Origin of the sequence: Pseudomonas sp. Marseille-Q0931 (genome assembly GCF_940789645.1) — a bacterium.
Lineage (GTDB): Bacteria > Pseudomonadota > Gammaproteobacteria > Pseudomonadales > Pseudomonadaceae > Aquipseudomonas.
Genome location: NZ_CALNWT010000022.1, coordinates 1 through 19,478, shown reverse-complemented (window position 1 = coordinate 19,478; position 19,478 = coordinate 1). Strand labels below are relative to the sequence as shown.

Annotated in this window: 20 protein-coding genes; 14 read left to right on the top strand and 6 right to left on the bottom strand. The window is 61.3% G+C overall.

Going from position 1 to position 19,478, the window contains the following annotated elements:
• Positions 1 to 219 precede the first annotated feature (219 nt).
• Positions 220 to 2,169 carry a relaxase/mobilization nuclease and DUF3363 domain-containing protein gene (locus P3C50_RS23780; protein ID WP_275547849.1) on the top strand — a complete coding sequence of 650 codons (1,950 nt, stop codon included), beginning with the start codon at positions 220 to 222 and terminating at the stop codon, positions 2,167 to 2,169.
• 17 nt (positions 2,170 to 2,186) lie between these two features.
• On the opposite strand, the gene P3C50_RS23775 is transcribed toward P3C50_RS23780, so the two are convergent.
• Positions 2,187 to 3,041, bottom strand: a complete 855-nt coding sequence (locus P3C50_RS23775; RefSeq protein WP_108232780.1) for a helix-turn-helix transcriptional regulator — start codon at positions 3,039 to 3,041, stop codon at positions 2,187 to 2,189.
• 156 nt (positions 3,042 to 3,197) lie between these two features.
• Here P3C50_RS23775 and hemA point away from each other — a divergent pair, with 156 nt between their 5' ends.
• The 9 genes from hemA (at position 3,198) to P3C50_RS23730 (ending at position 11,560) form a co-directional block, all read left to right on the top strand.
• On the top strand, positions 3,198 to 4,430 hold the full coding sequence (gene hemA / locus P3C50_RS23770; protein WP_275547848.1) for a 5-aminolevulinate synthase: 1,233 nt from the start codon (positions 3,198 to 3,200) through the stop codon (positions 4,428 to 4,430).
• Position 4,431: 1 nt separating this feature from the next.
• Positions 4,432 to 4,935 (top strand): GNAT family N-acetyltransferase, encoded by a 504-nt coding sequence (locus P3C50_RS23765; RefSeq protein WP_275547847.1) that lies wholly within the window; start codon positions 4,432 to 4,434, stop codon positions 4,933 to 4,935.
• Positions 4,932 to 6,002, top strand: a complete 1,071-nt coding sequence (locus P3C50_RS23760) for a Gfo/Idh/MocA family oxidoreductase (protein ID WP_275547846.1) — start codon at positions 4,932 to 4,934, stop codon at positions 6,000 to 6,002. Before P3C50_RS23765 ends, P3C50_RS23760 begins: the two co-directional genes overlap by 4 nt.
• 22 nt (positions 6,003 to 6,024) lie before the next feature.
• A complete protein-coding gene (asnB, locus tag P3C50_RS23755) occupies positions 6,025 to 7,878 on the top strand; it encodes an asparagine synthase (glutamine-hydrolyzing) (protein WP_273256403.1) in 1,854 nt (617 codons plus the stop codon).
• Between the two features lie 85 nt (positions 7,879 to 7,963).
• Positions 7,964 to 9,166 carry an MFS transporter gene (locus P3C50_RS23750; RefSeq protein ID WP_275547845.1) on the top strand — a complete coding sequence of 401 codons (1,203 nt, stop codon included), beginning with the start codon at positions 7,964 to 7,966 and terminating at the stop codon, positions 9,164 to 9,166.
• Between the two features lie 13 nt (positions 9,167 to 9,179).
• Positions 9,180 to 10,106 (top strand): LysR family transcriptional regulator, encoded by a 927-nt coding sequence (locus P3C50_RS23745; protein WP_275547844.1) that lies wholly within the window; start codon positions 9,180 to 9,182, stop codon positions 10,104 to 10,106.
• The gene (locus P3C50_RS23740) at positions 10,106 to 10,372 is read left to right on the top strand and encodes an EexN family lipoprotein (protein WP_275547843.1); all 267 of its coding nucleotides are present in this window, start codon (positions 10,106 to 10,108) and stop codon (positions 10,370 to 10,372) included. The genes P3C50_RS23745 and P3C50_RS23740 overlap by 1 nt, the downstream gene beginning before the upstream one ends.
• Before the next feature lie 85 nt (positions 10,373 to 10,457).
• Positions 10,458 to 10,865, top strand: a complete 408-nt coding sequence (locus P3C50_RS23735) for an antitoxin Xre-like helix-turn-helix domain-containing protein (RefSeq protein WP_275547842.1) — start codon at positions 10,458 to 10,460, stop codon at positions 10,863 to 10,865.
• The gene (locus P3C50_RS23730; protein ID WP_275547841.1) at positions 10,865 to 11,560 is read left to right on the top strand and encodes an RES family NAD+ phosphorylase; all 696 of its coding nucleotides are present in this window, start codon (positions 10,865 to 10,867) and stop codon (positions 11,558 to 11,560) included. Before P3C50_RS23735 ends, P3C50_RS23730 begins: the two co-directional genes overlap by 1 nt.
• 294 nt (positions 11,561 to 11,854) lie before the next feature.
• On the opposite strand, the gene P3C50_RS23725 is transcribed toward P3C50_RS23730, so the two are convergent.
• The 3 genes from P3C50_RS23725 to P3C50_RS23715 all read right to left on the bottom strand — a co-directional run bounded on the left by P3C50_RS23725 (position 11,855) and on the right by P3C50_RS23715 (position 13,354).
• Positions 11,855 to 12,562 carry a TraX family protein gene (locus tag P3C50_RS23725; RefSeq protein WP_275547840.1) on the bottom strand — a complete coding sequence of 236 codons (708 nt, stop codon included), beginning with the start codon at positions 12,560 to 12,562 and terminating at the stop codon, positions 11,855 to 11,857.
• The gene (locus P3C50_RS23720) at positions 12,559 to 12,999 is read right to left on the bottom strand and encodes a YqaA family protein (protein ID WP_275547839.1); all 441 of its coding nucleotides are present in this window, start codon (positions 12,997 to 12,999) and stop codon (positions 12,559 to 12,561) included. The genes P3C50_RS23725 and P3C50_RS23720 overlap by 4 nt, the downstream gene beginning before the upstream one ends.
• A gap of 67 nt (positions 13,000 to 13,066) precedes the next feature.
• Complete coding sequence (locus P3C50_RS23715) at positions 13,067 to 13,354, bottom strand: metal-sensing transcriptional repressor (RefSeq protein ID WP_105446797.1); 288 nt, start codon at positions 13,352 to 13,354, stop codon at positions 13,067 to 13,069.
• 127 nt (positions 13,355 to 13,481) lie between these two features.
• On the opposite strand from P3C50_RS23715, the gene P3C50_RS23710 reads away from it, so the two are divergent.
• From P3C50_RS23710 to P3C50_RS23695, 4 genes are all read left to right on the top strand, one after another.
• The gene (locus P3C50_RS23710; RefSeq protein WP_226033785.1) at positions 13,482 to 13,811 is read left to right on the top strand and encodes a hypothetical protein; all 330 of its coding nucleotides are present in this window, start codon (positions 13,482 to 13,484) and stop codon (positions 13,809 to 13,811) included.
• Positions 13,812 to 13,859: 48 nt separating this feature from the next.
• On the top strand, positions 13,860 to 14,597 hold the full coding sequence (locus tag P3C50_RS23705; protein WP_105446799.1) for a HupE/UreJ family protein: 738 nt from the start codon (positions 13,860 to 13,862) through the stop codon (positions 14,595 to 14,597).
• A gap of 12 nt (positions 14,598 to 14,609) precedes the next feature.
• Positions 14,610 to 15,320 (top strand): transmembrane anchor protein, encoded by a 711-nt coding sequence (locus P3C50_RS23700; RefSeq protein WP_105446800.1) that lies wholly within the window; start codon positions 14,610 to 14,612, stop codon positions 15,318 to 15,320.
• A 194-nt stretch (positions 15,321 to 15,514) separates the two neighbouring features.
• Complete coding sequence (locus P3C50_RS23695; protein ID WP_105446801.1) at positions 15,515 to 16,534, top strand: amidohydrolase family protein; 1,020 nt, start codon at positions 15,515 to 15,517, stop codon at positions 16,532 to 16,534.
• An 18-nt stretch (positions 16,535 to 16,552) separates the two neighbouring features.
• On the opposite strand, the gene P3C50_RS23690 is transcribed toward P3C50_RS23695, so the two are convergent.
• Entirely contained in the window at positions 16,553 to 17,857 is a 1,305-nt protein-coding gene (locus P3C50_RS23690) for an MFS transporter (protein WP_275547838.1), read from the bottom strand.
• Positions 17,858 to 18,211: 354 nt separating this feature from the next.
• Positions 18,212 to 19,165, bottom strand: coding sequence for a zinc ABC transporter substrate-binding protein ZnuA (gene znuA / locus P3C50_RS23685; RefSeq protein ID WP_275547837.1), 954 nt, complete (start codon positions 19,163 to 19,165; stop codon positions 18,212 to 18,214).
• Positions 19,166 to 19,478: the final 313 nt, after the last annotated feature.

Genomic DNA, 19,478 nt, shown 5'->3' with positions numbered 1-19,478 from the left:
CCTGATTACCCAACTCAACAGCACAAAGGCACGGAAAAAGCGGAGGGCAAGATAAAAGGGGGCGGCACTTCTTTGGCCCGGAAAGCAGTCTGCACGGGGGTTGGCGGCGACACAGAGCCTACGTCGCTAGGTGCCGAAATCGTGTGCGCCCCACAGCGGCAACGGCCTCGGAGCGTGCCTGACACGCCGTACTGCGATCAACTTGGAGGAGTCTTAGATATGAGCAAAGGGAGTCGTCAGGATGATGAATTGCGCTTTCGCCCGCAGCCGGGCAAGCCGCAGCAACGCGGACAACCCTTCGTCAACCAAGTGCTGCGCCAGGCCAACAAGGCCGGCACCGGCAAACCGCGCAAGGCGGCCCAGCAGCCCGGCGCCCGCCTCGGCCGTGGGCATGTCGCCGCCCGCTTCAGCGCGCAGCAACTGCCGTCCAACGCCCGCCGCGTCACCATCAAGACGCGCCTGGTGAACCTGCGTCAGGCAGGCAAGCGCTCGACGCTCAGCCACCTGCGCTACATCGAGCGCGACGGCGTCAGTCGCGAGGGCGATCCGGGTCAGGCCTACGGGCCATTGACCGACCAGGCCGACCTCAATGCGTTCGAGGAACGTGGCCGGGACGACCGCCACCAGTTTCGCTTCATCGTCTCGCCCGAGGATGCCGAGCAACTCGACGACCTGCGCACCTACACCCGCCACCTGATGAGCCGGATGGAGGCCGACCTCGGCACCCGCCTCGACTGGGTGGCGGTCGACCACTGGAACACCGACAACCCGCATACCCATATCGTCCTGCGCGGCAAGGACGACACCGGCAAAGACCTGGTGATCGCCCGCGACTATATCGCCGAGGGCATGCGCAACCGCGCCTCGGAGCTGGCCACCGAATGGCTCGGCCCGCGTACTGAATTGGAGATCCATCAGGCCCTGCAGCGTGAAGTGCAGCAGGAGCGTTTCACCAGTCTGGATCGCACCCTACTGCGCGAACGCCAAGCCGGCGTACTCAGCCTGAAGGGGCTCGCGAACCATCCACGTCGGCAACTGCTGATCGGTCGCCTGCAGCAGCTGCAGAAGTTTGAGCTGGCTCATGAGGTGCGGCCAGGACAATGGCTCCTACGGGACGACACCGAGGCGACCCTGCGTGCCATGGGCGAGCGCGGCGATATAGTGCGCACGATGCAGCGAGCCATGGGAGGCACGCAGCGAGAGCTGACGGTCTTCCAGCCGGGCAAGGATGGTCCCGAAGTGGTCGGTCGGATCGTGGCCAAGGGGCTGGCCGACGAGCTAAACGACCGCGGCTACCTGGTGGTCGATGGCCTCGACGGCAAGGCCCACTACCTGGCCTTGCCGGCCCGTACGGAGCTGGCCGAATACCCCATCGGCGGCCTGGTGGAAACGCGCAGCCTGAGCGAGCCGCGCACAGTGGATCGGTTGATTACCGCGCTGGCTGCAGATGGTCTGTATCGCACCGATCATCACCTAGCCTTGGCACGATCACAAGCAGTCGAAGAACAGGATCCCGATGCACTGGTCGAGCGCCATGTTCGGCGTCTGGAAGCCCTGCGCCGAGCCGGTATCGTCGAGCGGCTGGACGAGGGCGTCTGGCGGGTGCCGGCCGATCTGCCCGAGCAAGGCCGGCAGCATGATGCTCGCCGCCTGGGCGATGTCGCCGTCGAGCTGCGCACACCGCTGCCCCTCGAGCAGCAGGTACGCGCCGTCGGCGCGACCTGGCTGGACCAACAGCTGATCGGCGGCAACCGCGAGCTGGTCGACAAGGGCTTCGGCAAGGAGGTGCGCGAAGCGTTGCGACAGCGTGCCGACTTCCTGGTGGAACAGGGGCTGGCCCTACGCCAGGGCCAACGCGTGGTGCTTGCACGCAACCTGCTGACCACCCTACGCGGGCGGGAGCTGACCGCGGCGGCGCGCGAGATCTCGGAGCAGACAGGTATGCAGTACCGCCCGACGGCGGAGGGCCAGCGCGTCAGCGGGATCTACCGGCGCAGCGTGCAGCTAGCCAGCGGCCGTTATGCCCTGCTCGATGATGGCATCGGTTTCAGCCTGGTGCCGTGGAAGCCGGTGATCGAGCAGAAGCTTGGGCGGAGCGTGTCAGCAGTGATTCAGGGCAACAGCGTGTCCTGGCAACTGGGTCGCCAGCGCGGGCCGTCGATTGGTTGAGCAACAGGCGCCGGGGCTTATACCAGCGCCGGCTCCTGTTGCAGCCACTGCTCGAAGTCGCGGCTCTGCGGCATACCTTCCTTGGCTGCGTAGTAGACCAGCCGCAGGTGGCGATCCTCGTCGATGGTCAGCGTGGTGTGTTCGAACACCACCTGGCCGACCGAATCGATCTTCAGATGGCGGATCCCCTGGCACGGGCCGTGGATGTCCTGCTGCCGCCACCATTCCCTGAAGTCCGGCGAGGCCTTCTCCAGATCCTTCACCAGCGCGGCGATATCCGAATCCTGGGTCGCCCGCACGAAGTCACGGCGGAAGCTGGAGAGTATCTGCAGCGCCTGCTCATCCCAAGGGTTGAACAACTCGCGCATGGCCGGGCTGGTGAACAGCATCCACAACAGGTTGCGGCGATCCGCCGGCAGCGCAGAGAAACCGAACACCCGATCTGCCGCAGCGTTCCAGGCCAATACATCCCAGCGCAGGTTGAGCACATAAGCCGGGCGGGACGGCAGATCCCCCATCAGTCGGTGAATCAGCGCAGGCACCGTACACCAGGTCTTGCCCGGCTCTGGCGGCAGACGCTGGTGAGCGAGCAGGAACAGGTGACGACGCTCGGTGGCATCCAGCTTGAGCGTGCGCGAGAGGTTGTCGAGGAAGGTCGCGGACACGCTGATGTCCCGTCCTTGTTCCAGCCAGGTGTACCAGGACAAACCCACCCCGGCCAGGGCCGCGACCTCCTCGCGGCGCAGCCCCGGCGTGCGCCGCCGACTACCGGCGGGCAGGCCCACCTCCTCCGGCGAAATGCGTTCGCGGCGACTACGCAGGAATTCGGCCAGCTCTACCCGAGTGCGTTCAGCTGTGCGAGGCGCGCTCATCCGGTTACCTCCAGTACTAGGATAAACAGTCAAATTGTAACCCCTATAAATCCCGAGAAGAATAGCCCGACCTGGCCGCAATTACCCGAGCCAGGGCTCTCGCTTGATGAGGAACCACACAGAGACGTGTCATCAACTCGCTAAGGAGATAAACGGATGTACCAAGCACTTCTTCGGGAACAACTGGAGACATTGAAGTCCTCCAACCAATACCGCACCTTCACCACCCTCAGCCGCATCTGCGGCCAGTACCCGTTGGCCAAACTGGATGGCTGTGAGCAAGAACCGGTGGTGGTCTGGTGCAGCAACGACTACCTCGGGATGTCGCAACATCCTGCAGTGCGCGAACAGATGCACGATGCGTTGGAGACCTACGGAGCGGGCTCCGGCGGATCGCGTAATATCGGCGGTTCGCACGAGGTGTATGCCAGCTTGGAAGAAAGCTTGGCTGACTGGCATGACAAGGAGGCGGCGCTGGTCTTCCCCACCGGTTTTGGCTCTAACGACGCCACCCTCCAGTGTCTGCTGCGGCGTATTCCCGATTGCGTAGTAATCAGTGACGAACTGAACCACGCCTCCATCGTCAACGGCATTCGCTCCACGCCCAACGAGCGCAAGATCTTCCGCCACAACGACGTCGAGCATCTGGCGCAGATCCTCGCCAGCTACCCACTGGGTCAGCCGAAGATCGTGGTGTTCGAGTCGGTCTACTCGATGGATGGGGATATCGCCCCCATCGCCGAGATCGTTGCGATCGCCAAGCGCTACAACGCCCTCACCTACCTCGACGAAGTGCATGCCGTGGGCATGTATGGCCCGCGCGGCGCCGGTATCGCCGCCGAGCTGGGCGTGGCCGATCAGGTAGACATCATCCAGGGCACCATGGCCAAGGCCATCGGCGTAATCGGCGGCTATATCGCCTCGACCCAGGTGATCGTCGATGCGGTGCGCTCCTTCGCCACAGGTTTCATCTTCACCACTTCTCTGCCGCCGGCCATCACCGCAGGCTGCCTGGCCAGCGTCGAGCACCTCAAGGCCAGCAGTACCGAGCGTAATCGCCTGCATGCCCAGACCGCCAAGCTGCGCGAGCGGCTCAAGCACCATGACGTGCCGGTGATGCCCTGCTCGCAGACCCACGTGCTACCGGTACGGGTAGGTGAAGCCAAGCGCTGCAAGGCAGCGGCCGAACGCCTGCTGCATAACCATGGTGTGTACCTGCAGCCGATCAACTATCCGTCCGTGCCGGTAGGGACGGAGCGCTTCCGGGTCAACGCTACGCCGAACCACAGCGATGCGCAGATCGAACACCTGGCGGTGTCGCTGCGCGAGACCTTCGATCACTTCAGCATCCCGCTTGCGTCCGAGGTGTTCGCTGCGGAGGTGGCCTGAGATGGAACAGTCCTTCTTCACAATACGTCCGGCGAACCAGGCCGATCTGGCCCGTTTGGTGGAACTGCGCGCCTATCTGTTAGACGGCAGCAACGCCAGCTATTCGAGCAAGACGCCGCAGGACGCGGCTCGCTGGCGGGCGGCCTACCGCACCTGGCTGAATAGCCGCCTGAACGACAGCGACTGCGTGCAGATCCTCGCCGCCGAGCACAGGGAATCCGGCCAGGTGCTGGGCTGCGCAACCGCCATCATCGACCAACGCGCGCCGGCACCGGGCTGCCTTAACGGCCTGTCCGGCTGGGTGCAGTCGGTGGTGGTGGAACCGCAGTGGCGGGGCCGTGGCATCGCCAAGCAACTGATGCAGCACCTGCTGCGCTGGTTCGCCAACCGCGACGTCGCTTCCGTGGCGCTGCAGAGCACCGATGCCGCCGGCACGCTCTACCAGACCCTCGGCTTCGCCGTCAGCGACGAGCGCCTGCTGATCCGTCAGGAGGCCTCGGCATGAAGATTCTGATCATCGGCCTGGGCTACGCCGGCAACCGCTACCGCCGCGCCTTCGAACATATCGCCACGAGTACCGGCCTGCCGCTGTCGCTAGCCTATGTCGGGCGTCGGCAGAAGACGACCGAACTGCCCTACTTCGACAACGTTGGCCGCGCGCTGCTGGTGTTTGAGCCGGACATCGTGGTGGTCAGCGTCAACGACCACAGCCATGCGCCTGTGCTCAAGCAGCTGGCCGGCTACCGAGGCTTCGTGCTCTGCGAGAAACCCCTGGTCACGCCTGCTGACGACCTGGATGAGCTGCTCGGTGCGCTAGATCGGATCAGTGGCTTTGCCCTGGACCTGGTGGAGCGCTACTCGGATGCGACCCAGCAGTTGCGCGACTGGGTCGAGCGCCATGACTGGCAACTGGTACGTGCCAGCTTCCACTGGGGCAAGGACCGTATCAACGACTACCGCCCAACCTGCGGCGTGACCAGCGAGGTGATTCATGCTCTGGATCTGCTCGGCTGGATCTGCCCGCGCGCCGGCCAGCTCCAGCTCAGCGGTGTGCTCGGCGTGCGCTCGGACTTCTCGATATCCGGCGCAGAGGTACTCGATACCTTGCAACTCACCGCCAGTCTGGGCGAGGCGCGGGTCACCGGCTACGCCAGCTTCGTCAACATCGTGCGCCAACGCACCGTGGATTTCAGCTTCGTCGACCGCGATGCCCGGCTGATTCATGCGCGCCTGGTATTCGATACGCCGCGCTGGGATCACGACCAGTTGCGTATCTGGACGCGCGCCGCCAACGGCACCGAGGAGCTGCTGCACGAGTTCGCCACCGCTCCCGACGAGCCAGGGCTGGACACCCTGCACAAGCTATCGCGGCTGTGCCGGCAGGTTGTGCGCGCCGTAGCACTCAAGGAGCCGCCCCGCCAACCCTTCGCCGGCCTCGATACCGCCGTGGCGCTGCAACGCCTGCTCAACGACATGGAAACCCATGCCCAAACCCCAGCACCGGCGCGCTACGTCCATGGCGAGACGCGCGTGCTGCTGGCCGAGGACAGCGACCTGGAAAGCCTCGGGTAACCCAATCACAAGGAGAACGACTATGTGTGGAATCGCTGGATGGCTGTCCTACAGCCAGAACCTGGAAACGAAACGCGACACCCTGCAGCGCATGACCGACACCATGGCCCTGCGCGGGCCTGATGCCGGCGGACTGTGGATCGACGGCCCGGTCGGCCTGGGTCATCGGCGTCTGTCGATCATCGATTTGGAGGGCGGCCGCCAACCGATGACGGCGATGCACGATGGCCCGCGCGAGGTCGCCGCCATCACCTACAGCGGCGAGGTCTACAACTTCCGCGAGCTGCGCACCGAGTTGCAGCGACTCGGTCATCAGTTCAAAACCCGCAGTGACACCGAAGTGGTGCTGCGCGCCTATGTCGAATGGGGCGAGGCTTTCGTCGAGCGACTCAATGGCATGTATGCCTTCGCCATCTGGGACCTGCGTTCGCAAGAGCTGCTGCTGATCCGCGACCGCATGGGCGTCAAGCCGCTTTATTACTTCCCCACCACAGACGGCGTGGTGTTCGGCTCCGAACCCAAGGCGCTGCTGGCCAATCCGCTGGTGCCGCGCAAGGTGCGCGCCGATGGCCTGCGCGAAATCCTGGAGATGGTGAAGACGCCGGGCCATGCCGTGTTCGACGGCATGCGCGAGGTGATGCCGGGCGAGATCGTGCGCATCAACCGCCAGGGCCTGGGCCGCCGCCACTACTGGAAGCTCGAGGCGCGCGAGCACGAACACACACTGGACGAGACCATCCGTCATACCCGCGATTTGCTGGAGGACATCGTCGATCGCCAGATCGTCGCCGACGTGCCGCTGTGCAGCCTGCTCTCCGGCGGCCTGGATTCTTCGATCATCACCGCGCTGGCGTCGAAGAAGCTGTTGGCCGTAGGCAAGGAGAACATCCGCTCCTTCTCCGTCGACTTCGTCGACCACGGCAGCGGCTTCACCGGCGATGCCGTACGCGGTACGCCCGATGCACCCTTCGTGCGCGACCTGGTGGAGAAGATTCGCTCCAGCCACCAGGAGATCGTCCTCGACAGCCGCGAGCTGGCCGATCCGGCGTTGCGCGCGCAGATCGTCCGCGCCCTCGACCTGCCACCGGCCTTCTGGGGCGACATGTGGCCATCGCTCTACCGGCTGTTCCAGGAGGTGCGCAAGCACTCGACGGTGGCGCTGTCCGGCGAGAGCGCGGACGAGGTGTTCGGTGGCTACCGCTGGTTCCACGATCCGGAGGCAATCCAGGCCGACACCTTCCCCTGGCTGACCTCGGTCACCGGCAAGTACTTCGATGGCAAGACCCTGTTCGATCCAGGACTGCTGGCCCAGCTCGACATGCACAACTTCCTGCGCGACAGCTACACCCAGGCCATCGCCGAAGCGCCGCTACTGACCGGCGAAAGCGCGGTGGATCAGCGCATGCGGCAGATGAGCTACGTCAACCTGACCCGCTTCGTGCAAACCCTGCTCGACCGCAAGGACCGCATGAGCATGGCCGTCGGCCTTGAGGTGCGGGTGCCCTTCTGTGACCACCGCCTGGTCGAGTACGCCTTCAACATCCCCTGGGCGATGAAGGCCTTCGACGGGCGGGAGAAAAGCATCCTGCGCGCGGCGACCCGCGACCTACTGCCGGAGTCGATCAGCGAACGGGTCAAGAGCCCCTACCCCTCGACCCAGGATCCGGCCTATGAGCAGGCGCTGCGTGATGCCCTGGCCGCCATCCAGGCGGATCGCAATGCGCCAGTCACGCCCCTGCTCGACAGCGGCCGTATCCAGCAAACCCTGGCCAAGCCGCTCGGCAGCGTCTCGCCCATGTACGAGCGCATGGGCATGGAACTGGCGGTCGGCCTCAACACCTGGCTGAACGAGTACGACGTCAGCCTCGAACTCTAGTCCCCAACCGGATGTGGCCCCGGTGCGGGGCCGCATCACTCCGCTGTACCACCCACGCGTTCTTGCAACGCAAGCGAGTCCGAGCATGCACACACCCAACCAATCACCCATCTACCTCATAGCGCTGGGGGCCTTCGCCCTCGGCATGGCCTCCTACGTCACCGCTGGGTTGATCCCGATGATCGAGGCCTCGTTCGCGGTCTCCGTCGCGGTGGCCGCACAGTTGGTCACCGCCTTCACCCTGGCCTACGGCCTGGGTTCGCCGATCTTCGTCGCCCTGACCCCGGCGCATCGCCAGCGCGCCGGCCTGCTGTTGGCCCTGGGGCTGTTTGTCATCGCCAACGCCGCCAGTGCACTGGCCGAGAGTTTCACCGTGCTGATGGTCTGGCGCGCAATCGCCGGTATCGGCGCCGGTGTCTACCTGGCTATGGGCATCGGCGCTTCGGCCGCGGTGTCCACCCCGGAACGCCGTGGCAAGGCCATCGCCATCATCATGGGCGGCATGGCCAGCGGCGTGGTGCTGGGCGTGCCGCTCAGTTTGCTGATCGCTGAACAGCTGGGTTGGCAGTCCGCCCTGTGGCTGGTCACCCTGCTTGGCCTGGTGGCCTTCTTCGGCCTGCTGCTGAAGCTCCCTTCACTGCCGGCGGCCACCGCGACCACGCTGGGCCAGAAGCTGGCGATCCTCGGCGACGGTCATGTGCTGGTCATCCTGCTGGTGTCGCTGCTGGCTGCCATCGCCAGCCTGGGCATGTACACCTTCATCGCCCCACTGCTGGCTGACCCGGCCTATGGCGCGGTGCGTTCGGTCACCCCCTACCTGTGGGTCTGGGGTATCGGCGGCGTACTGGGCAGCTTCCTGATCGGCCCGCTGGTGGATCGCATCAAGGGGCCGGTGCTGACTTTCGCCATCATGCTGATCCTTGCAGTGTCGCTGTTCGTGCTGCCGCTGGCGGCGGCCCTCAGCACCTGGTTGGTGATGCTGCCCATCGCCCTGTGGGGCGCGGTCGGCTGGGCACTGCAGGTACCGCAGAACAACGAGCTGATCCTGGCGCGCCAGGCCCAGGGCGACGGCAACCTGGCCATCGCCCTGAACGAGTCGGCGCTGTACCTGGGCAGCGCCATCGGCGCCGCAGCTGGCGGCTTCGTGCTGCTGTTGCAGATGCCCACCTGGACCCTGGCTGCCAGTGCCGGTGGTGTCGCCGCGCTGGGCGCCCTGCTGCAGATCATCAACCTGCGTCGTCGCCAGCCAAGCTGGAAAGGTGACGTGCAAACCCAATCCTACAACTGACGGAGGAAAGGCCGTGGAACTGCGCCACCTTCGCTGTTTCATCGCCGTCGCAGAAGAGCTGCACTTTGCCCGCGCCGCCGCGCGTCTGCATATCGAACAGTCGCCCCTGTCGCGGATCATCAAGGAACTGGAGTACCGCCTGGGCGTACAGCTGTTCGAGCGCACCACGCGGCGCACGCGCCTGACCTGGGCCGGCAAGGTGCTCTTGGAAGAAGCACGCAGGGTGCTGACCGTGGTCGACCAGGCCAAAGCCAGCGTCAAGAGCGCAGCGGCCGGCTACCGTGGGCGAATCCGCGTCGCGCTGTCTGACGGCATACCCCAGGCACGCCTGGCCGCCCTGCTCGCCCAGTGCCGCGAGGAGGAACCCGAAGTCGAAATCTGCCTGTCGGAGGTTACCTTCAGCGAACAGGTCAAAGGCCTGAACGACGACCTGTTCGACATCGGGCTTGCACAGTCCGATGAGGTTGGCGATGGGCTGGTGGCCGAGCCGGTCTGGTTCGATCCGCTGGTGGTGGCGGTGCCTGCCCGCCACCCGCTGTTGAGCTATCGGCAAGTGCCGCTCGACGAGGTGCTGCGCTACCCGCTGGTGCTCTGCGATCCGCAGGTCTGCGAAGGTTTTTGGCAACAGTTGCAGCGGGTGCTGGGCAGCGTGGACACGCGGCTGACCATCGCCGACCGAGTACCGACATTAGACCTGATGATGGCGCTCGTGGCTGCGGGTTACGGCCTGGGCTTCTCCAGCCTGGCGCGCATCAACGAACTGAACAATCCGGACGTCGTAGCCAGGCCGCTAGACGACTGTGCATCGATGCTAACTACCTACTTGGTACGGTGCGAAGGCGATCCGGCCGAGCAACTGGCCCGGTTTATCGGGCGGGTGAGTCCGGCGGAAAGCCAAGCGTTGCTGCCGGATCACTCATTACAGAAGGAGATCGCTTGATGAAAAAGATGTCATTACTGCTGGCTGCATTGCTGCTCAGCGCATGTGACAAGCCGATGCCGTTTGAGTCGGCTGAAGCGCTTGCAGAGAATCCGAACCGGCTCAAGGAACTGCGACTGCAGTGCCGGGACAATCGAGCAGAGTTGGGGGAGGCCCAGTGCAACGCAGTCAGCGATGCCCAGCGCATACGTTTTATGGGCAAAGGCACCACCTACACTCCCCACCCCGTCCAGTTCTTCCACTCGGGCAGTGACAATGGACGCTAGAAGCAGCGCCAGTGCAATAGCCACTGTTAATCTGCAGACTCAAATATGCTATATTTCGACCTACAGATTAAATCGAGGGCTCTCCATGACAGCTGCCACCATCCAAGCTCAGGACTTCTCGAAAAGCCAGTGCGCCGCCGGCCTGCGTGCAGCGCTGAACATCCTGGACAAGTGGAAGGCCACCTGCGAGCAGGCTTGCCGGGTGCTGCGGATTTCCCGCAGCACCTACACCCGAGCCAGTCAGAAGGATTCGGCATGGGCGGTAAGCCTGGACTCCGATCAGATGCAGCGCATCAGTCTTGTGCTGAACATCCACGCAGCGCTGCGCGTTGTGTTCGACAACCCCGAGAACGTCTACGGCTTCCCCACGATGGAGAACCACAATGAGTTCTTCAACGGCCGCAAGCCGCTCGACATCATGGCGCAGGGCGACATGATCTCGCTGTACGAGACATTCCGACGGATCGACGCGCTACGAGGTGCCCAGTGGTAATGCTCGGAGACCTTCCCGTGCTGGAAGGTGAAAGTCTGCAAGCATACCGTTTGGTCAACTCCAAGTTTCCGCCCATTGCCCTGTTCGATGATGTCGCCGACGCCGAGGACTTCGAAGCTCTTTATCAGATCCAGGCGCTAACCAATCCACGGCTGCAGAACGAGATTGGTCGCCTGGAGCTGATTCCGCGTGACCAGATTCCGTTCGGCATCCCAGGCTGCTCGTATGCGACAGCACCCTTCACCCACGTCAATCCAGCCGGCTCGCGCTTCAGCAATGGCAACTTCGGCGTGCTCTACCTGGCCGACAGAATGGATACCGCGATCGCCGAGGTGCGTCATCACCAGGAGCACTACTGGTCGAATGTGCCGGAGCTCAACTATGAGCGTTTCGTCTTCAGAGGGCTGACCGCCAGCTTCAGCGACAGCGGGATGAGAGACGCCACCGCACTGCCGCTTTCAGACCCAATCTATGCGCCGGACGACTACGCACACTCAAATCGATTGGGAAGCGACTTGAAACGAGCGGGATACCTAGGCCTGCGCTACCACTCGGTTCGATCTCCCGGCAACATCTGTTGGGCGCTAATGACCCCGCGACCTGTTACCTCGATCATTCAGGCTGCTCATTTTGAAATGATCTGGAGCGGGCAAGTAATCAGTGTCAATCAGATCACTACCCTTCTAGCCACGTAGCTCAAAGCGGGCTGAAATCGGCGCCCTAGCAGCCGATGAGACAGGCAGAAACCGGCCGATTCTGTTGAAAAAGTCCCGTCGCGATTTTTACCCATGAAAGAGCGTGAGCGACGTTGGAATCTGATGCGCTCAGAAGACAGAGCCGCCTTGGTTTTTACGTAGCAACGCCGAAATCGAGCGTTTTTTGAGCTGCTGATAAGCAGCTCTCTCAGAAGCCGACTTTTTCAACAGAATCGGCCAAAAGCGGTCAGATCTGAAATTTAAATAAGATTGCGCGTCCTAAACAGCAAACATCTACACCACTGACCGGAGGCCGGAGAGCATGAGCAAATGGGCGGGGTAGAAGAAGTATCCCCACCGCCTCACCGGCCAGATACGCCACATGATGGGCGCACGCAGTAGCCATAACCCGATCAGAGGGGCCATGAACTCCGCAACGATACTGGCCCCCGCAGATTCGAGCCCCCAGCCTTCAATCCAGCGATTACGGCTGTTGGCCAAGACACAGAGCACTGCAGGTAGAAGCCCGGCTGGGCCCGGGCGCTGTATGGCCACAACCAATGCGGCAGGAAGCAGTACTCCAAAAGAGCCATACATGAGCCGGTCATGCAGAATGAATGCGACAGCTAGGCTCACAACACCGATAAGCAAGCCGTCACGTCCTTGATGATGGACGCTCCAAGCTATCAACAAGCCCAGCATGAGCGTGGGCATGATGTTCATCGAACTGCTTTCGGTGGAAAGCATGTGATAAGGCAGCTCAGATACAACCGAGAAAACCGCCAGCCATATCAGGTATCGAGCATTACCTGTGGTGTAAAACTGCCCTGGGCGTGAACGGGATACGTTGGCAGCAATACCCAGGCAGAACAGCGGAAAGGCCAGCCGGCCAATAAAAAACAACCATACTTCTGCTTGTGGCCACAGGTAGCGTAGGTGGTCGACGACCATCGTCAGCATGGCCAGCCACTTAATGAGATCTAGGCCTGCGTCACGCCTCATCCCGCGATACCCAGAGTCAGTGCTGCAAGTACCATGTAGCGAGTAGCTTTGGCGACCAAGACGATCAACAGGAAGCTCCAGAGTGGCTCGCGCATTACCCCGGCAATCATGGTCAGTGGATCACCAATAACTGGCACCCAACTCAGCAGTAGCGACCAGCGCCCGTATCGGTGATAGGCACGCTGCGCACGCCCTAGTTTTTCTTCACTGAGCGGAAACCAATGTCTATTCCGGTATCGCTCGATATAGCGACCGAGTACCCAGTTGACTGCTGAGCCTAGGACGTTGCCGGCAGTGGCCACCAGCAACAGTGCAGTAATGGAGTAATCGCTTGTCAGCAGCAGGCCAACCAGCACCGCCTCTGACTGCAGAGGCAGAAGGGTCGCAGCGCCGAAGGCTGCGATGAACAGGCCGAGGTAGGCCGGCAAGTCCCACACATAGACTCCCTAGGTGACTAAGCCAGTCCTGCCATGATCGAGAAGATGTGAGTCGCCATGGTGGGCTCTACAGGTACTTGGTTATCTGCTTGAACTCTTCCAGTGGTGCGCGTTCACCGCTGTTTAAGGCGCCGACGGTGTGCTCCAGGCAGTGATCAATGTGATCCTGAATCAGAGTGCGCTTGGCCTGGCAGACCGCTTTTTCAACCGCATACAGCTGTTGGGCGATGTCCACACAGGCGCGACCGTCTTCGATCATGGTGACGATGCTGCGCATGTGTCCTTCAGCGCGCTTCAACCTTTTGATGATGTCCTTATGACTTTGGTGCTGGTGTCCGTGTTCGTGCTTGCTCATCGATGAGGTCCGTGCAACCATACTGGCCGCGGCATCCTATCCCCCAGGGGGGATGCGGTCAAATCAACCGTTTCGCCTTGTCGCGCTCTGGTAGCTCGGAATGCTAAGTAGGACCGTCACAACCCGTGTGGTATTTGCACTGCTCCTGACCATGTTCATGGGATGGGTAGGGCATGCCTCGGCTTTGTTGATGCCTGCCAACCAGCAGACGGTGATAAGCGACGGGCATCCTCACTCCCACGACGAGCCGGAGATAATCGCCTGCCAGGCATGCTCCGACCATTTTCATGCGCCTTTTACCGCAGACCATGTGCATGAAACGCCTCATCTGAATGCGCTGCTCGACCTGGCTTCCTTGCCAGATCGTCGCATTCTCGACGTGCCACAGATTTCCGTCCGCCCTACCGGCCCGGTGTTTCTCATCGAACGCCCACCCCGCTCCAGGTTCGTGCTCTGAAACCAGCCGCTTTGCGGCTCCAGATCATTAGTTCCAGGAATACATCTCATGCATTCGTTCCCGCTGAGCGGTGCAGGCGCATTCTTCGCACGCCTGCGCCGACCGCTCTACTTGCCTCTGCTCGCCATCATTTTGTTGCTGGTGTCGGTTCCAGAAGCGCTCGCACATGGTGTCCCCGAAGGTGACAAAGGCTTCATCCAGGAGAGCACCGGTGTCCTGTTGATGCCCTTCATCTACATGGGCGCTAAACACATGATTACCGGCTATGACCACCTGCTGTTTCTGTTCGGGGTGATCTTCTTCCTCTACCGCATGAAGGACGTCGGGCTGTACGTCACTCTCTTTGCGGCGGGCCATTCGGTCACGTTGCTGTTTGGGGTATTGAGCGACATCAGCATCAGTTCCTATGTGATTGACGCCATCATCGGTTTCTCCGTGGTCTACAAGGCTCTCGACAACCTCGGAGCCTTCCAGCGCTGGTTCGGTTACCAGCCCGACACACGCGCTGCCACGCTGATCTTTGGCCTCCTACATGGCTTCGGTCTTGCGACCAAGATCCAGGAGTTCGAGATATCCCCGGACGGCCTGATAACCAATCTGATTGCTTTCAACGTCGGTGTCGAAATAGGCCAGCTCCTGGCCCTCGGAGGCATCCTCATCCTGATGGGCTACTGGCGACGTACCGCCAGTTTCTGGCGCCACGCATACAGCGCCAACGTCGCCATGATGAGCGCAGGCTTCCTGCTAATGGGCTACCAGCTCACCGGTCTTATCGTCTCCCAGTAAGGAATTCTCAGCATGTTCAATACCAAACTCCCGACGCTCAACGAACTCCCATCCTCGGCCCAACTGCTGCGCTCCACCGTGATCGCCCTGATCGCTGCTGGCGTGCTGCTCGTGACTGTTGTGATGCCATCGGAGTACGCAATCGATCCCACCGGTGTAGGCGGTGCCCTTGGGCTGACCCAGATGGGTGAGATCAAACTGCAACTCGCTGAAGAAGCGGCTGCTGACGAGGCGGCTGCCCAGGCGATCGCTACGCCGTCGGCCCCAGCGGTGGCTGCTGCACCGACTCCACCAGTTGCAGCTCCTGCTCCGATGCCAGCCCCCGCCCCCGCAGTAGCTCCCCAGGTTCAAGCCCCGGCGCAAACTCAGCCGGCTGCGCCGGAACCACAGGTGGCAGGCCAGCAACATGAAATGAGCATCACGCTGGAACCGAGCCAAGGCGCTGAAGTGAAGCTGGAAATGAAGGAAGGTGCCAAGGTGAACTATCTGTGGACTGCCAACGGCAGCGTCGTGAACTACGACACCCACGGTGACCCCTACAACGCTCCGCGCGACTTCTACCACGGCTATGGCAAAGGCCGTGCTACCCCAGAGGATTCTGGCGTTCTGGAAGCGGCATTCGACGGCAAGCATGGTTGGTTCTGGCGTAACCGCACCAACAAGCCAGTCACTGTCACCCTGCGTACGCAGGGCGACTACATCAGCATCAAGCGTGTGATCTGAAGCGAGGCGCCCCTTTCCCATTATCGGGAAAGGGGCGCTGTCATACCCCTGAATCCTTCCCGCTGCCCCGGTGCGGGCGATACGGGAAAGTCATGCCTGCGTAAATCTGCACCTGCAGAAACCGACTTTCACTTATTAGCCACTCGACCCGCCGCTGGAGATTGAGCATAAACGCCATCTCCAAGGGGAAACCTATGCCTGTAAAAACCATTCTTCCGAGCCTGATTGCCGGCCTTCTGGCGATCAATGCTCAAGCCGACAACTTCCGCTATAGCGACACGCACCTGCATTACGTCGACTTCTTCCAGAGCACGGCAGGGACAGCGTCACTGCTCAAGGAAATGACGGCTGCCAGGATTGATCACGCCATGCTTACTGGTATCTCGGTCGCCAAGGAGTGGGATGAAAACGAGCCCACTCGACCCCGCTACTACGCAGGTGACGATGCCAGAGCCTACTGGTACAGCGCGACCGACACATTGATTGCCCACGCGTACAAACAGTTGCCCGAGGATGAGCGAAGGCGCTTTCACCCATTCATCTCCGGATTCAATCCGAACGACATGAATGCCGATGTTCAAGTGCGACGTTTATTGGAGCTCGATCCTGGCCTATGGCAAGGAATCGGAGAGGTCTTTACCCGTCACGACTACCTGACAGCCTTGGTCTACGGCAAGGCACCGCGGGCAAACAGCAAGGCGCTTGCGAGAGTCTATCGGGTCGCTGCCGAATTCGACCTGCCGGTTCTGATGCACTCCAACATCACCTCCAAGCGAGAACGCTATCCGCTCTACCTGGAAGAGTTTGAAGCGGCATTACGCGACAACCCGGACGTGCGCTTCATCTGGGCCCATGCAGGAACGAGCATGGAAATCCATCGCACACAGGGCAAGATGGACTTCCTTCTTCCAGCCCTGGCGCAGTTGCTTGCCCGGTACCCGAACCTCTACATCGATCTGTCCTGGACGGTGCTGACCCCTTATCTGCTGGATGAGCAAGGTGACCCAGATCCAGCCTGGATACAGCTGGTTAGCCGCTACCCGACTCGCTTCATGCTGGGCTCCGATGTCGTGGGTACTTTTGGCAGCCTGAAAAAGTACATGTTCAGCTTCGCCCCCTTCCTGAATGCACTCCCACACCAGGTGGCACACCAGGTCGCTCTGTCGAACTTCCTCGCTATCTTGCCGGCAGAGCGACGCAGGTCGATTCAGTGAGCCCCGATCACACCGTCCTCAGTCCTTTGGCCAGCGTTGGTGCTCATCGTCGATGACGAAGGTATGAGCATGGGTTTTGCCACTGGCAACATGGGGATGGCTTTCCGGCAGATCCTCATGGCGATGTTCAACCACATCACGGTCATGCTCTGGCTGCCAGATTCGCAGGCTGACAAGGAGAGCGGCCAGAGCCAGCAGGCTCAGTCCAACGAAGGATGCGGTCATTCCCCAATTCGCCCCGACCCACCCGGCCAGCGGATAAGTGATCAACCAGCAGGCGTGGGACAGGGCGAACTGTGCAGCAAACAGCGCCGGCCGATCCTGAGTACTCGATGAGCGCCTCAACACCCGACCGGATGGGGTCTGAGCCAGTGAGTAGCCTGCGCCGAGCAGCAGCCATAGCGCCAAGAGGCTCGGGTAACTGGGCAGGAGTATCCCCAGGAAGAGGCCTGCAACCAGAATACCGCCGCCGGCCAGCATGACCTTGCGATCATCAAGCCGATCCAGCAAGCGCGGCAGAATCAGGGCCACCAGCATGGAGCCAGCCCCAAAGGCCATCAGGGCTGTGGCTGTCGAACTTTGCGGCAAGCCAAATCGGGATTGCACGAGTACCACGGTATTGACGATGACCATGGCGCTGGCTGCAGCAATAGCCAGATTGAGTGCCAGAAGCCCGCGCAGGCGCGGTGTCGCCAGAAATATCCGCATCCCCCTGGTGGTGCGCTCGTAGATACTCCTCTTGGGCCCGGCAAGCACAGCCGGCAAGGCAACGCTTGCAACCATTGCTGCCGAAATCAGGAAGCCTACGACGGTTCCGCCGAACAGGCTGTGGAAGCTGACCACGGTGAGTAGCAGCGCCGCCGCCATGGGGCTGATGACACTCTCCAGGTCATAGGCCAGCCGCGAAAGAGAGAGCGCCCGCGTGTACTCTCGTTCGTCAGGAAGGATGTCTGGAATGGTCGCCTGGAACGTTGGCGTAAAGGCCGCGGACGCAGACTGCAGAACGAAGATGAGCACGTAGACCTGCCAGATCTCCGTGACGAACGGCAGCACGACTGCCACAGATGCTCGAATCAGATCCAGGGTGATCAACATGCCCTTTCTTGGCAGGCGCTCGGCAAAGGCTGCCGCAACGGGAGCCACGCCAATGTATGCGAGCATCTTGATGGCCAGCGCGGTACCCAATACGGCACCGGCCTGCGCCCCGGCAAGATCGAAGGCCAACAATCCGAGAGCGACAGTCGCCAGGCCTGTACCGACTAACGCGATTACCTGGGCAAAGAACAAATGCCGGTAAGTGCGATTGGCCAAAACGGAAAGCATGTGAACCTCCAATACCAAGTCACCGCAGGGCAGAACTGATGTTCAGCGGCGCTGCATATGTTCCGGGTAGACGAAATAGCCCTTCGGATGACCAGAGGTGCAGAGTTACTCATCTTCGCCATGGCCGGCGCCCAGAAGAGAGCGCTGGCCAAATCCTATCCCCCCCCGGGGGGATATGGTCAACGAAGGGAGGAGGAATGTGTTTCGCTTCATGCCCAAGCCAAAGGCAATGATGAAGGAAGCTCCATACCCTAGTGCTGATACCGCACCAGGGTATGAACGGGATGTGAAAGGTTATCGACAGAGCAGGACGATCATGCTTCGTTGCCACGGCTACCCATGCTCACCTGGTTGTCATAGCTGCTCAAGGCACTCAGCGAGATCACTGCCAAGCGATGACAGTAAGCGCTCATACCCAACTGCACTCACTTCGATGTCATAGCCAAGCGCATCCAGCACCGCCATTCGCACCGGTAAACCTTCACTCAAGGTTTGGGCCAGACGAGGCTGTACTGGCGGTTCACTAAACACGCAACTGGGGCCAGCAGAAACCAAGCGGTTACGCATATTGGCCACCTTCCTGGCGCCGGGGGGCACATCAGCGCTGACTGCAAACACTCCCGCGTGCTTCAGAGCGTAGGCTTCTTCGAAATAATCGAACGCCTCATGAAAGACAAAGAACGGCTTGCCTGCGAGCGGCTTGAGCCGGGCTTTCAACTGACCATCCTGATTCGAAAGACGCTCGTTGAATGCAGCGAGGTTGGCGTCATATCGACGTGCATTGCTTGGGTCAGAAGCCGATAAATCGTCTGCCATGCGCTTGGCAATCAGTCGTGCGTTGTCAGGTGCCAGCCAGAGGTGGGCATCCAGAGTTCCAGGTCGGTGGAGCTCATCATGCGCGCCCTCCGCATCCCCATCAGCCTGTGACTCATTTGCATGCTCGTCTGCGTGGTCGTCGTGCCGATGTTCGTCGCCAAAGCGACGCAGGTGAAGACCTTCGATGTGCTGTACCGCCAAGCTGGGTGCATTTCGCCCTTCCAGAACCTTTGGCATAAACGTCTCGAGATCAGGGCCAATCCAATAGAACAAATCGGCCTCCCGCACCTTGCGGATGTCGGAAGGCCGCAGGGTGAAATGATGGGGAGATGCGCCTGGCGGGAGTAGTACCTCAGGCGTGCCAACGCCATCCTGTACCGCTGCTGCAATGAGTTGTAAGGGCTTGATGCTGGCTACGATACGTACCTCTGCTAGTGCAGAGGTTGTGGCGAGGCATGCAATTGTGGAGAAGGTGAGAAAGAGGCAGCGCATGGATAACCCGCAGGGTAAATTATGTTATTACATAACATAACAGGGGCATTAAGTATCAGGAAGATTTGCCCATGACCGCCCGACGAACAGGTGAATTCAGTATCAAAATGACCAGAGACTTTTCACTCTTCCCTTGAAACATGGCTCCCTTTCCATCTCACGACCCTTCTTGCAAACGTCCGCTTTTGGCCCAGAGTGTGTAAAAACGCCCGGATAAACCCTTGCTATGATTTCTGAGAATCTCATCGCAAGGGTCGCCTATGAAACGGTTTATCCAGGGTGAACACCGAGGTCAAAGCACTTTACTTCCCGA

Excerpts from the sequence above, each read along its gene's own strand:
- P3C50_RS23780 (WP_275547849.1), top strand. The coding sequence starts at position 220 with ATGAGCAAAGGGAGTCGTCAGGATGATGAATTGCGCTTTCGCCCGCAG.
- P3C50_RS23775 (WP_108232780.1), bottom strand. The coding sequence starts at position 3,041 with ATGAGCGCGCCTCGCACAGCTGAACGCACTCGGGTAGAGCTGGCCGAA.
- hemA (WP_275547848.1), top strand. The coding sequence starts at position 3,198 with ATGTACCAAGCACTTCTTCGGGAACAACTGGAGACATTGAAGTCCTCC.
- P3C50_RS23765 (WP_275547847.1), top strand. The coding sequence starts at position 4,432 with ATGGAACAGTCCTTCTTCACAATACGTCCGGCGAACCAGGCCGATCTG.
- P3C50_RS23760 (WP_275547846.1), top strand. The coding sequence starts at position 4,932 with ATGAAGATTCTGATCATCGGCCTGGGCTACGCCGGCAACCGCTACCGC.
- asnB (WP_273256403.1), top strand. The coding sequence starts at position 6,025 with ATGTGTGGAATCGCTGGATGGCTGTCCTACAGCCAGAACCTGGAAACG.
- P3C50_RS23750 (WP_275547845.1), top strand. The coding sequence starts at position 7,964 with ATGCACACACCCAACCAATCACCCATCTACCTCATAGCGCTGGGGGCC.
- P3C50_RS23740 (WP_275547843.1), top strand. The coding sequence starts at position 10,106 with ATGAAAAAGATGTCATTACTGCTGGCTGCATTGCTGCTCAGCGCATGT.
- P3C50_RS23735 (WP_275547842.1), top strand. The coding sequence starts at position 10,458 with ATGACAGCTGCCACCATCCAAGCTCAGGACTTCTCGAAAAGCCAGTGC.
- P3C50_RS23730 (WP_275547841.1), top strand. The coding sequence starts at position 10,865 with ATGCTCGGAGACCTTCCCGTGCTGGAAGGTGAAAGTCTGCAAGCATAC.
- P3C50_RS23725 (WP_275547840.1), bottom strand. The coding sequence starts at position 12,562 with ATGAGGCGTGACGCAGGCCTAGATCTCATTAAGTGGCTGGCCATGCTG.
- P3C50_RS23715 (WP_105446797.1), bottom strand. The coding sequence starts at position 13,354 with ATGAGCAAGCACGAACACGGACACCAGCACCAAAGTCATAAGGACATC.
- P3C50_RS23705 (WP_105446799.1), top strand. The coding sequence starts at position 13,860 with ATGCATTCGTTCCCGCTGAGCGGTGCAGGCGCATTCTTCGCACGCCTG.
- P3C50_RS23700 (WP_105446800.1), top strand. The coding sequence starts at position 14,610 with ATGTTCAATACCAAACTCCCGACGCTCAACGAACTCCCATCCTCGGCC.
- P3C50_RS23695 (WP_105446801.1), top strand. The coding sequence starts at position 15,515 with ATGCCTGTAAAAACCATTCTTCCGAGCCTGATTGCCGGCCTTCTGGCG.
- P3C50_RS23690 (WP_275547838.1), bottom strand. The coding sequence starts at position 17,857 with ATGCTTTCCGTTTTGGCCAATCGCACTTACCGGCATTTGTTCTTTGCC.
- znuA (WP_275547837.1), bottom strand. The coding sequence starts at position 19,165 with ATGCGCTGCCTCTTTCTCACCTTCTCCACAATTGCATGCCTCGCCACA.